This window comes from Nonomuraea sp. NPDC003754 (assembly GCF_053605785.1).
This window is the reverse complement of sequence record NZ_JBSGJX010000023.1, coordinates 19,368-32,497: the sequence shown is the minus strand read 5'-3', so window position 1 is coordinate 32,497 and position 13,130 is coordinate 19,368. Positions and strand designations below refer to the sequence as shown.

General features: G+C 71.9%; 14 protein-coding genes. 6 read left to right on the top strand and 8 right to left on the bottom strand.

Translation table 11 applies throughout. The features are described 5' to 3' along the window. Window positions 1-46: 46 nt before the first annotated feature. Both ACWEVS_RS26715 and ACWEVS_RS26710 read right to left on the bottom strand, forming a co-directional pair. Window positions 47-1,102: a lysylphosphatidylglycerol synthase domain-containing protein gene (locus tag ACWEVS_RS26715; RefSeq protein ID WP_354913567.1), complete on the bottom strand. Its 1,056-nt coding sequence runs from the start codon at window positions 1,100-1,102 to the stop codon at window positions 47-49. An 81-nt stretch (window positions 1,103-1,183) separates the two neighbouring features. Further along, a complete protein-coding gene (locus ACWEVS_RS26710; protein ID WP_449917292.1) occupies window positions 1,184-1,999 on the bottom strand; it encodes a PIG-L deacetylase family protein in 816 nt (271 codons plus the stop codon). A 23-nt stretch (window positions 2,000-2,022) separates the two neighbouring features. On the opposite strand from ACWEVS_RS26710, the gene ACWEVS_RS26705 reads away from it, so the two are divergent. Then, on the top strand, window positions 2,023-3,117 hold the full coding sequence (locus ACWEVS_RS26705) for a glycosyltransferase family 4 protein (RefSeq protein WP_452553893.1): 1,095 nt from the start codon (window positions 2,023-2,025) through the stop codon (window positions 3,115-3,117). On the opposite strand, the gene ACWEVS_RS26700 is transcribed toward ACWEVS_RS26705, so the two are convergent. Together ACWEVS_RS26700 and ACWEVS_RS26695 are read right to left on the bottom strand one after the other, a co-directional pair. After that, window positions 3,096-4,547 carry a DUF2079 domain-containing protein gene (locus tag ACWEVS_RS26700; protein ID WP_452412611.1) on the bottom strand — a complete coding sequence of 484 codons (1,452 nt, stop codon included), beginning with the start codon at window positions 4,545-4,547 and terminating at the stop codon, window positions 3,096-3,098. The two genes, ACWEVS_RS26705 and ACWEVS_RS26700, sit on opposite strands and share 22 nt — an antisense overlap. An 88-nt stretch (window positions 4,548-4,635) precedes the next feature. Continuing rightward, on the bottom strand, window positions 4,636-5,010 hold the full coding sequence (locus ACWEVS_RS26695) for a hypothetical protein (protein WP_354913559.1): 375 nt from the start codon (window positions 5,008-5,010) through the stop codon (window positions 4,636-4,638). A gap of 420 nt (window positions 5,011-5,430) precedes the next feature. Between ACWEVS_RS26695 and ACWEVS_RS26690 the strand changes: the two genes are divergently transcribed. Together ACWEVS_RS26690 and ACWEVS_RS26685 are read left to right on the top strand one after the other, a co-directional pair. Beyond that, the gene (locus tag ACWEVS_RS26690; protein WP_449917285.1) at window positions 5,431-6,345 is read left to right on the top strand and encodes an anti-sigma factor RsbA family regulatory protein; all 915 of its coding nucleotides are present in this window, start codon (window positions 5,431-5,433) and stop codon (window positions 6,343-6,345) included. A 17-nt stretch (window positions 6,346-6,362) separates the two neighbouring features. Next, window positions 6,363-7,514 (top strand): low temperature requirement protein A, encoded by a 1,152-nt coding sequence (locus ACWEVS_RS26685; RefSeq protein WP_452412612.1) that lies wholly within the window; start codon window positions 6,363-6,365, stop codon window positions 7,512-7,514. Here ACWEVS_RS26685 and ACWEVS_RS26680 read toward each other — a convergent pair. From ACWEVS_RS26680 to ACWEVS_RS26670, 3 genes are read right to left on the bottom strand one after another with little or no spacing between them, the layout of a single operon-like run. After that, window positions 7,486-8,601 carry a sensor histidine kinase gene (locus tag ACWEVS_RS26680; RefSeq protein WP_449917280.1) on the bottom strand — a complete coding sequence of 372 codons (1,116 nt, stop codon included), beginning with the start codon at window positions 8,599-8,601 and terminating at the stop codon, window positions 7,486-7,488. The genes ACWEVS_RS26685 and ACWEVS_RS26680 overlap by 29 nt on opposite strands. Before the next feature lie 55 nt (window positions 8,602-8,656). Beyond that, complete coding sequence (locus ACWEVS_RS26675) at window positions 8,657-9,592, bottom strand: aldo/keto reductase (RefSeq protein WP_449917278.1); 936 nt, start codon at window positions 9,590-9,592, stop codon at window positions 8,657-8,659. After that, the gene (locus ACWEVS_RS26670; RefSeq protein ID WP_452553892.1) at window positions 9,589-9,714 is read right to left on the bottom strand and encodes a hypothetical protein; all 126 of its coding nucleotides are present in this window, start codon (window positions 9,712-9,714) and stop codon (window positions 9,589-9,591) included. The genes ACWEVS_RS26675 and ACWEVS_RS26670 overlap by 4 nt, the downstream gene beginning before the upstream one ends. 179 nt (window positions 9,715-9,893) lie before the next feature. Here ACWEVS_RS26670 and ACWEVS_RS26665 point away from each other — a divergent pair, with 179 nt between their 5' ends. Continuing rightward, window positions 9,894-10,580: a DUF998 domain-containing protein gene (locus ACWEVS_RS26665; RefSeq protein ID WP_354913547.1), complete on the top strand. Its 687-nt coding sequence runs from the start codon at window positions 9,894-9,896 to the stop codon at window positions 10,578-10,580. 4 nt (window positions 10,581-10,584) lie between these two features. Here the strand turns inward: ACWEVS_RS26665 and ACWEVS_RS26660 are convergent, their stop codons facing one another. Beyond that, the gene (locus ACWEVS_RS26660; RefSeq protein WP_354913545.1) at window positions 10,585-10,950 is read right to left on the bottom strand and encodes a hypothetical protein; all 366 of its coding nucleotides are present in this window, start codon (window positions 10,948-10,950) and stop codon (window positions 10,585-10,587) included. A 107-nt stretch (window positions 10,951-11,057) separates the two neighbouring features. On the opposite strand from ACWEVS_RS26660, the gene ACWEVS_RS26655 reads away from it, so the two are divergent. Then, on the top strand, window positions 11,058-11,642 hold the full coding sequence (locus tag ACWEVS_RS26655) for a universal stress protein (RefSeq protein WP_452553891.1): 585 nt from the start codon (window positions 11,058-11,060) through the stop codon (window positions 11,640-11,642). Between the two features lie 96 nt (window positions 11,643-11,738). Then, window positions 11,739-12,977: an APC family permease gene (locus ACWEVS_RS26650; RefSeq protein ID WP_452553890.1), complete on the top strand. Its 1,239-nt coding sequence runs from the start codon at window positions 11,739-11,741 to the stop codon at window positions 12,975-12,977. Window positions 12,978-13,130 lie beyond the last annotated feature (153 nt).

The window sequence follows — 13,130 nt, the reverse complement described above, 5'->3', positions numbered from 1 at the left end:
GTGTGCTTCCGAATCACGCACAAGGTCTTTGTCATGTTCGCGATGGTCACGGCTGCGTTTCCATGTTCGTGTGTCGGCTCTCCTGACGAGTCCTGCGGTTCCTGCCCAGCAGTGCCCATGCGCCGAGAGCCAGCCCGCCGAAAGGGATTTCGACAGTGTACGTCCAGAAACCGAACAGCAGCGCGGTGGCCGTGGCGGCGGCGACGTCCACGCCGAAGGCGGTCGTCAGCAGCAACACGACACCCCCCTCCATGAGCCCCGCGCCACTGGGTGTGACCAGGACCGCGGTGAGAACCCGGGACAGCGCGAAGACTGCGATCGATTGTGCAAGACCAGGATACGCGCCGGTGGCCTGCATACAGCAGATCATGATCAGCCACTGCAGCACCAGGAAGGCGGTCATGCCGGCTGACAGGCGCGCCCACCGGGTCCTGACGACGCCCGCGGTGTCCCTGCGGAGCCGCTCCAGCGCGGCGGACGCCGAGAACTTGAGATGGGTCGGCCGTACCAGCGCGTCGAGGGCGCGGCCGAGCAGCGCGGCGGCGCGATCCCAGTACAGCGCGGCCGCCACGACCGCGACGAGGGAGAGGATCGACAGGGCGCCGATCCACCCGGCGTTGGCCACGGTCGGGTTGGGCGCCTCGCCCGCGATCAGCAGCGCGATGATGCCGACGGCGGGCAGCAGGAACCTGAACATGGTGTTCCAGATGCCGCTGACCAGCGTCATCACCACGATGGCCCGGTTGCCGAAACCCCAGCTCCTGGCCATGGCGAAGGTCAGCGCCACCCCCGCGGCCCCGCCGAAGGGCAGCAGGTTGCTGACCGCGCTGCCCGCGGCGTTGAGCGTGAGGCCCTGCAGGTTGTTCAGGCCGGGCAGCGAGTTCGTCAGCACGAAGGTGTAGGCGAACAGGCTCGCCAGCCACACCGCGGCCATCAGCGCGATCACACCGGGGTGCATCGCCGCGAAGATCGCGCCGATCTCCGCCCACGAGACCTTCTTGCCGGTGAGCGTCTGGACGATCTGCGGCAGGTAGACGACGAGCGTCGCCGCCAGCCCCAGCGAGACGACCGACAGGGTGATCCGGAGCCATGAGTTCTTCATCGATACCACCCTGCCCCGGCTCGCGGGTGCTGAGCGTCGTCCTGAAGGAGGAAACGGGCGATTCTCACGATGCTTCGTCTCTCACGGTGCCTCGTCGAAGGGGTGCTTGAGCCGGGTGCCCGGAGGCAGGTCGCGGCGGACGAACCACTCGGTGCCGAAGACCAGCCGGTAGAGCGGCCCGGGGATCTTCAGCAGGACGGCCAGCGTCCTGTCGCTGTCGCCGCCGCTGGCCTGCGAGGCGTGGGCGGTCATGCTGGCCCTCTTCTGCCGGGCGAACTTCCTGACGTTGACCCGGTGGGTGATCTGGTCGCCCGCGGTGTAGGCGCTCTCGAAGGTCCTGAGGTCGAACTCGGGAGGGAAGGTGTAGACCTTGCCGGCCAGCCGCAGCGCCCGAAGGAGCGGGTCCCTGTTGACGGTGGCCTCCAGCACGATGGGCGTGCCCGCGATCTGCGCGGCCCGCCTGCCCACCCGGTGCACCTGCACGTGGTCGGGATGGCCGTAGCCGCCCGCCGGGTCGTAGATCGACAGCAGGTCGGCCTTCTCCTCCTCCAGCACGGCGGCCAGTGCCTCGGCGGCCGCCTCGGAGTCGGCGTCGATGAAGGCGTTGTCGGGGCGTTCCTCGGCGATGCCGCCCGTGGGGCTCAGCCCCGAGTCGCCGTAGCCGAGGCACACCACGCGGGCGCAGCCGAGCACCGCGGCGGACTCGTACAGCTCCTTGATCCGCCTCTCGCCGAGCGCTTCGCCCTTCTCGGTGTCGGCCAGGCCGCGCTCTCCGGCGGTGGCCACGACCAGCACCACCCGGTGGCCCTCGGCCGCGAGCATCGCCATCGTGCCTGCTGTCAGCAGGGCCTCGTCGTCGGGGTGTGCGTGGAAGAACACAGCGGTACGTGGTGGCACAAGGTCAGATTAGTGTGGGACGGGTGCGGATCCTTCACGTCAGCGACTGTTACCTTCCACGGCTCGGGGGCATCGAGGTGCAGGTCGCGGACCTCGTCAGGATGCAGCGCGAGGCCGGCGACACCGTCGAGGTGGCCACCGCGACCAGGGGGGAGGCGCTTCCCGGCGTCCACAGGATCGTCGCGAGGATGCCGTTCGACCTGCCCGTGCACCCTCGAGGTGTGGGCAAGCTCACCAGGCTCATGACGGCGAGCCGGCCGGACGTGGTGCACGTGCACGCCGGCGCCGTCTCGCCGTTCGCGTGGATGGGGGTGCGCGCGGCCGTCAGGGCGGGCCTGCCCGTCGTGGTGACGGTGCACAGCATGTGGGACCCGGCCACCCGCGCCCTCTACACCGCGCTCAGGTTCGTCTTCGAGTGGCATCGGTGGGGGCTGGTCGCCACCACCGTCAGCAACGCGGCGGCCGCCCCGATCCGCGCGGTGGCGGGGCGGGGCACGCCCGTCCACGTCGTCTCCAACGGGCTCGACGTCTCGGGCTGGCGCCCCGTGGGCGGCGGCCCGCCGCAGGACGGCGAGGTGCACATCGTGGCGGTCGGCAGGTTCGCGCCCCGCAAGCAGCCCGTCCGCCTGCTGAGGCTGCTGCGGGAGGCGCGCGCCAGGGTGCCCGCCCACGTCCCGATGCGGGCCACGGTCATCGGCGAGGGCCCGGCGCGCGGCTCCATGGAGCGTTTCCTCGCCGCGAACCGCATGAACACCTGGGTCTCGCTGCCCGGCCGTCACACCCGCGCGCAGATCGCCAAGGTGCTCGCCTCGGCCGACCTGTTCATCGCCCCCGCGCCCCGCGAGTCGTTCGGGATCGCCGCCCTGGAGGCGCGGGCGGCGGGCCTGCCCGTGGTGGCGCGCAGCCAGAGCGGCGTGGCCGACTTCGTCAAGCACGGCAAGGAAGGGCTGCTCGGCCGCTCCTTCGACGACCTGGTGTCGGCCGTGGTCCGCCTGTCGACCGACACCGCACTGCGCGAGTCCATCGCCGAGCACAACCGCGCCACGCCGCCCACGGCCGGATCGTGGCCGCTGATCCTGGAGGGCTTCGAGCGCTGCTACTCGTCGGCCATCGGCTGAGTGCCGTCCGTCTTGCGCAGCACGACGAAGCCGTTGCGCTCGAAGACCTTCTCGTAGCCCGACGACAGCAGCAGCGCGACGCGCTCGGCCTGGGCGGCGGGGGAGCCGTGGGGATACTCCCAGCGGGCCACGTCGGCCACCACCCACGGCGCCCAGCGGGGCTGGTGGTCCCACAGCAGGACGGTGGCCCGCGAGGTCAGGGCGGGGCCGAGCGAGTTGGCGGCCTCGACGACCACGCCCGACGGCACCCGGGAGACGGCCTCGGCGGCGGCCCGCACGTGTTCGGGGTCGGCGCGGTAGAAGGCCGGGCGGGCGAGCTGATCCAGGGCGAAGCGGGGGACCAGGGTGAGGGCGACGGCGGCGACGCCGACCGACCACGCGAGTTTCAGCGCGTCCGGGCCCTTGATCCAGCGCAGCAGCCGGGAGAGCCCGTCGACGCCGGCGCAGAAGAGGATGATCACGGTGAAGGCGCTGTACTGGAAGTCGGCCTGCCACCACGGCGACCTGTCGGACAGCATGCGTTCGAGGATGTGCGGCAGCGCCATGAGCGAGATCGGCGACAGCAGGCACAGCATGAGCGTCGGCCAGGCCAGCAGGAGGAGCGTGTCGACCTTGGCCTCCTCGCTGAACGGCAGCGCCAGCGTGCCGAGCGGGTCGCCCAGCATGTGCAGCAGGGCGCTCGGCACGTCGGGCCCCAGGTGCCCGTAGGCCCAGAAGTCGCCGGTGTCGCCGCCGACCAGCCGGATCAGCACGCCGCGCACCAGCACGGTCCAGGCCAGGCCGACCGTGACGCACAGCAGGCCGCGCAGCCGGTCGCCGAGCACCACCAGGCACAGGCCGGCGCCGATGGCCACCAGGCCCATGTCCTCCTTGACCAGCAGGAGGGCCAGCAGCGCCAGGAACGCGGGCAGCGGCCGGCCCGCGTGGTAGCGCTCGATCATGATCGCGGTCAGCAGCGGGACGAACATCACCTCGTGCGCGTCGAACGCGGCGGCCTGGGCGATCGGCCACGACACGGCGTAGGCGAAGGCGACGAGGTAGGCGGGAACCGTCCCGAGGACCCTGCGGGTGAACATCCACAGGAAGGGGATGGCGGCGGCGAACAGGACGGCCTGGGCGATGATCAGCGTGGCCGGGCCGTCATGGATCCAGTACAGCGGCGCCAGCAGCGCGTAGATCGGCGAGAAGTGGTCGGCGAGCTGCAGGTAGTCGAGGCCGCGGCCGTGGAAGCTGCCCACCGCGGGGATGTACGGCGGGCCGAGACGGGAGTAGCCGCGCACCGCCTGGTCCACGATGACCAGGTCGAACGTGGTGGCGTGGAAGGTGGCGAGCCTGACCAGTCCGAGCAGGGAGTAGGCGGCGGCCGCGGCCGCGCAGAGCAGGGACAGCCACAGGCGGGGAGGGGTCGTCAGGCGCACAAGGGACAGCACAGCGGACAAGGGTAGACAAGCAGGGCGCCGGACCGCGGCCGCCGCGCCGCACTGCCCCCCGCAGGCGGTGCGGCGGCCGGGAGCTTCATCAGGAGCAGGCGCTCTGGATCTTGGTGCTGAAGCCGTTGATCTTGGTGGTGAACTCGGTGAGCTTCGAGGCGTCCTGGAGCCCCTTGATGCTGTCGAAGCTGGAGGCCAGGTCGTTGAGGGCCGACGCGAGTTCGCCGTCGTACTTGGCCGCGAGCGCCTTGGTCTTGTCGGCGGCCTCGGTGGACGCCTTCTCCATGGCGGCCGGGTCGGTGACGGCCTTGGCGAGGCTGCCGGACCACTCGTTCATGATCTTGGTGGCCTCGTTCGACGCCGTGGTGCAGTCCACGGCGGTGCCCACGGCGCCGCAGGCGGTGAGCCCCGCGAGGGTCAGCGTGGCCGCGGAAACGGTGATGGCCCGCTTGAGGAAACGCATTCTGTGCCCTTCGTTGGATGACCAGCAGAAGGGACATTATGGGGGCAGACTTGATATTCACTTACATCGCGCTTACATCACCCGTCACACCGACTTACGCCACGGCTGGACGCCGTGACATGGCGGTCATTCCCCCTCGCGCTCGTGCCGGCCGCGCTGACCGCGACCGCCACGCGCGACCCGCTCGCGACCGGCGTCGGGCGCGCGTATCCGTCGATCGGTCATCGGATCGCTCGGGGGTCAGAAGGGGAGGGGCCTGCCGGAGGGAGTGCGCAGGTCGAGGGGGAGGGGGCGGCGTGGGGGCCGCGGCCGGGGGACCAGCTGGAGCTTCTTCACCTAGTGGAATCCTTCCAGTGGGACGTACCACTGTATTACCCGATGATCAGGTGTAACTCACCCTCTCGCGGTAACGTCACAGGTATGGCGTTCGTGCACCCGGCGTTCTTCTACGAGGACGACCGGGAGTACCTCTCGGGCACCGTACCGTTCATCCGCGCTGGGCTGGCGGCCGGTGAGCCGGTCGCGGTCTCCGTACCTGGCCCCAACCTCGAGCTGATCAGGGACGAGCTGGGCGACGAGGCGCAGCGGGTGCGCATGCTGGACATGACCGTCGTGGGGCGCAATCCGGGCCGGATCATTCCCGGGGTGCTGCGCGAGTTCGCCGACCACTATCCGGACCGGCACGTACGGATCGTCGGCGAGCCCATCTGGGCGGGCCGCACCGGCACCGAGTACCCCGCCTGCGCCCAGCACGAGGCGCTGATCAACCTGGCCTTCCAGGGGCGCCGCGCCACCATCGTCTGCCCCTACGACGCCAAGCGGCTCGAGCCCGAGATCCTCGACGACGCCGCGCTCACCCACCCCCTGCTCCAGGACGCCGAAGGGGAGCGGGCGAGCACCGCCTACGCCCCCATGCGCGTGATCGAGGGCTACAACGTGCCGCTCTACGAGCCGCCCGCCGCCGTCGCGCTCAGCTTCGACAGCACCAACCTGGGCCAGGTACGGCACCTGGCCAACGAGTGGGCGACGGCGGCCGGCCTGACCGGCACCCGCCTCGACGACGTCCAGCTGACGGTCTCCGAGCTGGGCGCCAACAGTCTCGACCACGGGGGCGGCGCGGGCGTGCTGCGGCTGTGGCACGAAGAGGGCCGCATGGTCTGCGAGGTCAGCGACGCGGGGCACATCACCGACCCGCTCGCCGGCCGGCGGCCCGTGGATCCCAGCACCCCCGGCTCGCGCGGCCTGCTGATCGTCAACCTGCTCAGCGACCTGGTCCGCATCCACACGCGCGAGGGCGCGACCGTGGTACGCGCCTATTTCGACCGGCCGGGGTGACCTGGTAGGGCGGCGGCATGATCCTGCTGCGCTCCATGCGAGGACGCGCGACCGACGAGCCGCACCGCGTCGCCACCCCGCTGGAGCTGTTCTTCGACCTGTTCTTCGTCGTCGCGGTCTCCTTCGCGGTCAGCGAGCTGGCGCACGCGCTGTCGGCCGGGCACCTGGGTGAGGCGCTCACCGGCTACCTGACGGCGTTCTTCGCCATCTGGTGGGCGTGGATGAACTTCACCTGGTTCGCCTCCGCCTACGACACCGACGACTGGGTCTACCGCGTCATGACGCTGGTGCAGATGTCGGGCGTGCTGGTGCTGGCGGCCGGTGTACCGGCGGCCTTCGAGCGGCACGACTACCGGATCGTCTGGTTCGGCTATCTGATCATGCGGGCGGCCATGGCCTGCCAGTGGCTGCGCGCGGCCGCCGGAGACCTTCCGCACCGGCGGGCGGCGCGGCGCTACGCGCTCGGCATCTGCCTGGCGATGGTCTACTGGGCCGTCCTGTTCGTGACGCCCGCGACGCTGGTGCTGCCGGTGTTCGCGCTCGGTGTGGTGATCGAGCTGGCCGTACCGGTGTGGGGGGAGCGGGGGACCCGCACCTCCTGGCACCCGCACCACATCGCCGAGCGCTATGGCCTGTTCACGATCATCATGATGGGCGAGAACGTCCTGGGTGCCACCGTCTCGGTGCAGAACGCGCTGTCCCACGAGGGCGCCAAGCCGTCGCTGATCGTGGTGGCCGCCGCCGCGCTGGTGATCGTCTTCTCGCTGTGGTGGATCTACTTCGAGCCCGAGACCCACGAGATCCTCACCTCCAGCAAGGCGGCGCTCCGCTGGGGCTACGGCCACTACGTGATCTTCGCCTCGGTGGGGGCCGTCGGCGGGGGCATCGAGGTGATGGTCGCCTTCGTCACCGGCGAGAGCGCGCTGACCCGCACGCAGGCCGGCCTGGCGATGGCCGTCCCCGTCGCGATCTTCCTGATCGCGGTGTGGGCGCTGCACATCCGCCCGCACCGCTACGGCCGCGCCGACAGCGCCGCCTTCCTCCTGGCCGCGGTCCTGGTGCTCCTGGCCGCGGCCACCCCCGTCGCCGTGCCGCTGATCGCGGCCGTCACAGCCGGGCTGGTGGCGGCGACGAGCCTGATCAGGCGGGCAGCGTGGCCCGGACGGTGAACCCGCCGCCGGGCACCGGACGAGCCTCCAGCCGCCCGTCGAACAGCGCCACCCGCTCCCGCATGCCGATGAGCCCCTGACCGAGCCCGCGCCGCTCGGGCGGCTCGTGGCCCGGCGCCGGCCCCTCGTCGGTGACCTCGAGGGCCAGCTCCCCGCGCCGGTGCGCGACCGCGACCAGCACCCTGGTCGGTCCGGCGTGCTTGAGCGTGTTGGTCAGCGCCTCCTGGATGATCCGGTAGGCCGACAGCTCGAGCCCCGCCGACAGCGGCACCGGCGCGCCGCGCACGTCGAGCTTCACGTCGAGGCCCGCCACGCGAACCTGCTCCACCAGCTCCTCCAGCCGGGCGAGGCTGGGCTGCGGGACGTTGACCGCGCTCTCGGGGCCCGACCGCAGCACGTCCAGCATGCGTCGCAGTTCGTGGACGGCCTCGCGACCGGCCTCCTCGACGGCCGTCAGCGCCTCCCGCTCGCGCGCCTGCTCCTCGAGCAGGCGGCGGCGTACCGCACCCGACTGCATCACCATGACGCTGACGCTGTGGGCGACGATGTCGTGCAGCTCGCGGGCGATCCTGTTGCGCTCCTCGTTGACCGCCTCCCTGGCCAGCAGGGCCCCGCGCTCCTGTGCCTGGGCGGCGACCTCCCGGTAACGCTGGACCGCCACGCCCGCTCCCGCCGCCACGCCGGTCATCACCAGGGCGATGGCCACATCGCCTGGACCGACGGGCGCGGTGTCGGCGAAGACCATGAGGCTGAGGAAGCCGAGCGCCAGCGCGAGCGCCGCGGGCGCGCGCCAGTTCGCGCGCGGGACCTCCGCCATCACGGTGAAGAGCAGCACCAGCTCCACGTAGAACTGCCAGGCGCCGAGCATCTCCTGTGACAGCGGGATGGCCAGGCCACCGGCCACGCTGTAGACGGCCAGCGCGGTGAACGGGATGCGGCGCCGTACGGCCACCAGGACCGCGCTCGCGAGGGCGAGCCCGATCCACAGCGCCGGGTGGGTGCGGTCGGGCTCGCCGGTACGGCCGCCGATCTCCTCGGCCAGCGAGAACACGGCCACAATGGCGGCGATCGCCCAGTCGAGCCTCATGGGTCCCGACTGTAAGGCGCTGCTCCAGGGGCCGACATCACCCGCTAGACGGACATTAGTTCTCTACCGATGACATATCGGCATAACGGGCGCCCTCGACGGCCTCCGCCAGACCCGACAGCGCGTCGATCTGGCCGGCGGTGAGCGTGACGGCCGCCGCCGCGGCGTTCTCCTCCAGATACCTCAGCCGCTTGGTGCCGGGGATGGGGATGACGTCCTCGCCCTGGGCCAGCAGCCAGGCGAGCGAGAGCTGCGCGGGCGTGCAGCCCACCTCGGCGGCGACCGCGGCGACGCGCTCGACCAGCCGCGCGTTGTGCGCGGCGGCCTCGCCCGAGGTCCGGGGGTTGACCCTGCGGAAGTCGTCGGCGGCGAGCTGGTCGGCGGGCGGCAGCGCGCCGCTCAGCAGGCCGCGGCTGATGGGGGAGTAGGCCACCAGCTTGACGCCCAGCTCGCGCGCGGTGGGCAGGATCTCCGCCTCGATGCCCCTGGTGAACAGGGAGTACTCGCTCTGCAGGGCGTGGATCGGGTGCGTGGCGTGCGCCCTGCGCAGGGTGTCGGCCGTCACCTCCGACAGGCCCAGACGGCGCACCTTGCCCTGCTCGACCAGCTCCGCCATGGCGCCGACCGACTCCTCGATCGGGACGTCCGGGTGACGGCGGTGCATGTAGTAGAGGTCGATGTGGTCGACTCCGAGACGCCGCAGCGACGCGTCGCAGGCCTGGCGGATGTAGGCGGGGGTGTTGTCGATGCTGCGCGTGCCGCCCTCGCGCCTGACGCCGAACTTGGTGCCGAGGAACACCTCGTCGCGGCGGCCCTTGATGGCTCGGCCGACGAGCTCCTCGTTGTGCCCCATGCCGTACATGTCGGCGGTGTCGAGAAAGTTCACGTCAAGGTCGAGGGCGCGGTGGATGACGGCGATCGACTCGTCGTCGTCGGCCGTGCCGTAGAACTCGGACATGCCCATGCAGCCGAGCCCGATCCTGGAGGTCATGACATCTCCTGGTAGAGGTTGATCTTGTAGTCCAGGACCTCGAGGTCCTGGGTCAGCTCGGCGATCCGGGAGGCGACGCCGTCATGACTCCAGGGTCGCCCTTCGAGTGCGCTCGAAGTCAAACCGCCGGTGGCCGGCTGTACCCACCCTGAGGGGGCGGACCCTACCCAGGGTCGCCTCGCACCAGGTCATCGGGGTGATGCGGGGGATGATCCTCCCTCGGTCGTAAGGGTCGGTTCAGGGGCCGCGTGGGGCCGATCTCCGATACTCGGCGGAGCCGTGTTCCGCGAGCGTAAAGGGCATGAAGGGATTGCTCATCGGTGGATTCGCGGCGCTCGGCACGGGCGCCGGCGCGATGCTCACGCTGCAGACCGAGGCCGGGCTCGACCCGATGCACACCTTGATCAGCGAGTACGCCTTCCACCCGATCGGGTGGCTGCTCCCCGCGTCGCTGACGCTGTTCGCCGTGGGGGCGGCCTTCGTCGCCGCCGCGCTGCGCAGGTCGGGCGCCGACCGCAGGGTCGTGGCCCTGGTGGCGGCATGGGGCGTGTGCATGTTCCTCATCGGTGTCTTCCCGACCGACCGGCCGGGACTGCCGCTGTCCCTGTCCGGCGGGATCCACCGCTACGCGGGATTCGTCGCCTTCCTCGTGATGCCGGCGGCGGGCCTGCTGCTGGCCAGGGCCAAGGTGTGCTACCCGCGGGCGATGAAGGCGCTCAGCGGCGTCGCGCTGGCCGCGCTGGTGCTGGTCGTCATCCCCTACGTGGTCAGGACGCTCGGGATCCCGCTGAGCAACGCCGAGATCCCCGCCGGGCTCACCCAGCGGCTCGTGGTGGTCTCCGAGGTCGGCCTGCTGCTGCTCCTGAGCCTCCACCTGGTACGGCTGCCGCACGCGACCGGCCACCGCGCTCACCGGCTGGTGTCCGTCCAGCACGCCGCTCCGGCGGCGCCGGCTCCCGTCCAGACGTCGCGGTCGCTGGCCGCGTAGATGGTCAGCGCTCCCACGGGGGCGTCTCCCCCATCGAGGCGTAGTACTTGGCGAGGTGTGACTTGACCCGGTCCACCTCGCCCTTCGGTATCTTCACCCCGCCCCTGGCACCCTGGACGACGGCGCCGGCCGCCATGACCGCCCTGGGGACGGCCTTCAGCGAGCCACCGATGACGTCCGCGACGGGCAGCTTGTAGGCGCCGAACTCGTCGGCGTTGTCCCCGTCGTACCAGACGAAGGCCTGGCGGTACTGCGCGTTCGGCTCGTCCTCGGCCTTCGCCCAGGCGCGGACGCGCTTGTCGGCCTCGTCGGCGTCCCATTCTCTGTCGCGGTCGGCGAGGGGGAGGTCGCGGAACTGTGTCACGGTCATGGAGGTCGCCTACCCCCCGACCACGCCTGAAACGAACGCCCGCCGTGCGCGTGAAAGGGGGAGCGCGGGATAGGAGGAGTGGAGATCCACATGGGGAGGAGACGGACATGACCATTCTGGTGGCCTATGACGGTTCGGACGACGCCAAGGCGGCCATCGCCTACGCGGGCAGCCTGCTGAAGGGGCAGCGGGCCGTCGTGCTCAGCGTGTGGGAACGGCTGGCGCTCGCCTCGATGAGGGGTTCGGCGGGGATGATGGTGCCGATCGACACCACGGCCGAGGACGCGGCGATCCAGGAGGCCACCAGGGAACTGGCCGAGCAGGGGGCGCAGCTGGCCAGACAGGCGGGGCTGGAGGCCACCGCGCGCTGCGAGCCCGACTCGCCGGCGGTGTGGTCGACGATCGTGGACGTGGCGCAGGAACTGGACGCCACGTTGATCGTGACCGGGACCAGGGGGCTGGGCGGGGTGCGGTCGCTGCTGCTGGGCAGCACCTCCGACCGGGTGCTGCACCACGCCGGACGGCCCGTGCTGATCGTGCCGTCCCCGGAGGGCGCGGAGAGCGGCGTGCCGTCCCCGGAGGGCGCGGAGAGCGGCGTGCCGTCGGCGGAGTCCCGGGAGAGCGGTGTGCCGTCGAAGGAGTCCCCGAAGTCCGGCGTGTCGTCGGCGGAGCCGCCGGGGACCACGGCCTGACCCCGCCCCGCCTCCGGGGCGGTGAGACGCGATGAGGCACAGTGGTTCCCGCCCGGACCTCGGGTGCTGTCGCGGGCTCTGCGGAAGGGACGGCGGATGACGTCAGGACTGGCGCGGCGGCTGGGCACCGGCGACGCGGTCGTCGTGGGGCTCAGCGCCATGATCGGCGCGGGGGTCTTCGCCGCCTTCGCGCCCGCCGCCTCCGCCGCGGGCCCCCTGCTGCTGCTCGCGCTCGCGCTCGCCGCCGTCGTCGCCTACTGCAACGCGACCTCCTCGGCCAGGCTCGCCGCCCGCCACCCCGAGTCCGGCGGCACCTACGTGTACGGCAGGCGGCGGCTCGGCCCGTTCTGGGGATACCTGGCCGGGTGGGGCTTCGTGGTCGGCAAGACGGCGTCGTGCGCGGCGATGGCGCTGACCTTCGGCGCGTACGTCGCCCCCGGCCTGGCCGTCCCGCTGGCGGTCGGCGCGGTGGTGGCGTTGACGGTGCTCAACCTCCTCGGCGTCCAGCGCTCGGCCATGGCGGCACGGATCATGGTGGCGCTGGTCCTCGCCGTGCTGGCGGCCGTGGTGGTCGCCGGCCTGACCGGCGGCAAGGCGCCGTCGACCGCGTTGCCTGCCGTCCCGCAGGCCCCCGTGGCCCCCTGGGAGGTGCTGCAGGCCGCCGGGCTGCTGTTCTTCGCCTTCGCCGGCTACGCCCGCATCGCCACGCTGGGCGAGGAGGTGCGCGATCCCGAGCGGACCATTCCCAGGGCCGTCCCGATCGCCCTCGGCATCACCCTCGTCGTCTACACGCTTGTCGCGCTGGCCACGTTGCGCGTGCTCGGTCCTGCCAGGCTCGGCACGTCCCACGCCCCGCTGGTCGACACCGTGATCGGGGCGGGCGCCGGATGGCTCGCGCCGGTGGTCAGGGCCGGCGCGGCGGTGGCGGCCCTCGGCGCGCTGCTCGCGCTGATCCTCGGGGTGTCGCGGACCACCTTCGCGATGGCGAGGGAGCGCGACCTGCCCGGATTCCTCGACGCCGTGCATCCCGTGCGGCAGGTGCCGTACCGGGCGGAGCTCGCGGTGGCCGCGGCGGTGATCGTGCTGGTGCTGGCGGTCGACCTGCGGGGAGCCATCGGGTTCTCGTCGTTCGGGGTGCTCGTCTACTACGCGGTGGCCAACGCGGCGGCGCTCACCCTGACCCGCGACGAGGGCGCGCCGCCGCGGGCGGTACCGGTGGTGGGGCTGGCGCTGTGCGTGGTGCTGGCGCTCACCCTGCCGGCCGCGTCGGTGGCGGCCGGGCTGGCGGTGTTCGCGGCGGGCGGCCTGTGGTGGGTGCTGCGCCGCCGCCCGTGAGCCGGCACCTCCTGGCGCGCTGCCGGGGCCACCTGGCGCGCTGCCGGGACGATCTGGTGCGCTGCCGGGGCCACCTGGCGCGCTGCCGGGACGATCTGGTGCGCTGCCGGGGCCACCTGGCGCGCTGCCGGGACGATCTGGTGCGCTGCCGGG

Bases quoted from the DNA above. Each gene is read 5' to 3' on its own strand.
- ACWEVS_RS26660 (WP_354913545.1), bottom strand. From the start codon at position 10,950: ATGACCGTGACACAGTTCCGCGACCTCCCCCTCGCCGACCGCGACAGA.
- ACWEVS_RS26690 (WP_449917285.1), top strand. From the start codon at position 5,431: ATGGCGTTCGTGCACCCGGCGTTCTTCTACGAGGACGACCGGGAGTAC.
- ACWEVS_RS26650 (WP_452553890.1), top strand. From the start codon at position 11,739: ATGACGTCAGGACTGGCGCGGCGGCTGGGCACCGGCGACGCGGTCGTC.
- ACWEVS_RS26675 (WP_449917278.1), bottom strand. From the start codon at position 9,592: ATGACCTCCAGGATCGGGCTCGGCTGCATGGGCATGTCCGAGTTCTAC.
- ACWEVS_RS26665 (WP_354913547.1), top strand. From the start codon at position 9,894: ATGAAGGGATTGCTCATCGGTGGATTCGCGGCGCTCGGCACGGGCGCC.
- ACWEVS_RS26695 (WP_354913559.1), bottom strand. From the start codon at position 5,010: ATGCGTTTCCTCAAGCGGGCCATCACCGTTTCCGCGGCCACGCTGACC.
- ACWEVS_RS26680 (WP_449917280.1), bottom strand. From the start codon at position 8,601: ATGAGGCTCGACTGGGCGATCGCCGCCATTGTGGCCGTGTTCTCGCTG.
- ACWEVS_RS26715 (WP_354913567.1), bottom strand. From the start codon at position 1,102: ATGAAGAACTCATGGCTCCGGATCACCCTGTCGGTCGTCTCGCTGGGG.
- ACWEVS_RS26655 (WP_452553891.1), top strand. From the start codon at position 11,058: ATGACCATTCTGGTGGCCTATGACGGTTCGGACGACGCCAAGGCGGCC.
- ACWEVS_RS26685 (WP_452412612.1), top strand. From the start codon at position 6,363: ATGATCCTGCTGCGCTCCATGCGAGGACGCGCGACCGACGAGCCGCAC.